Raw genomic sequence first — 861 nt, forward strand, 5'->3', positions numbered from 1 at the left:
CATCGAACTATCTATGGCCTATATTTTACATATCTTTATTTTTCGTTATTCTCGCTCGACAAAGAAAACCACATACATTACTTAGTTATTCTGGGGGGATATTAGTTGGTTTTTTGGCAGGTTGTTCAAACGAAAACACGTGCATTGTCGCAACGATACTGACAGTTTTATATTCTATTTGTTTTAACCGCTTTAAACTGTCGGCACCCTATTTGATTGGGATTATCTTGGGTTCTGCGGTGCTTTTATTCAGTCCAGGCTCTGCCATCAGATCGTCTTATTTTAAAGATTGGCACTCATTAACATTAATAGAAAAACTTGATCTACATTTATTTGAAAGACTTCCTGCAGCGCTGGATAGCTTATGGCCAATATTTCTAATCATCATTTTCATTGCACTTTCATTTGGACTACTCAAAATAGAATCAAGGGGTTCATTAATTTGTGCACTAGCATTTTTCATTGGTGGGATGTTGTGTGACCTTGCATTTGTTGCTTCACCATACATGCCTGAAAGATCTGGTATTGGTGCCTTATTTATGTTTTTAATAACCCTTTCTTTTTTAATTTACTCTGCTAATTTTTCAAATGAAAAAATATATAAAAACTCGATATTTAGTATTGTCATTGTGTTCGCTATGACTTACTTTGTACCCTCTTACGGCCTGATTTCCTATTCTAATATAAGAGCGTCAAAGCAAGATGCAATACGCATGGCGATGTTAACACAGCAAATCAACGAAGGAAAAAAAGAGATCGTAATACCTGACTTTTACCTTAACCGACTTTTAAAAAAATCAGATGGTTTCCCTACTTTCAAGAACTCATATATGTCTGTCTCTTATACACAAATACGAGCAA

1 protein-coding gene is annotated in these 861 nt (G+C 35.0%); it reads left to right on the plus strand.

Annotated elements, in window-relative coordinates:
- Positions 1-861 (plus strand): DUF6056 family protein (locus IM284_RS14000; protein ID WP_193055827.1); only part of this gene is annotated, 861 nt, incomplete at both ends.

Origin of the sequence: Enterobacter cloacae complex sp. P12RS, from assembly GCF_014895875.1 — a bacterium.
Lineage (GTDB): Bacteria > Pseudomonadota > Gammaproteobacteria > Enterobacterales > Enterobacteriaceae > Enterobacter > Enterobacter bugandensis.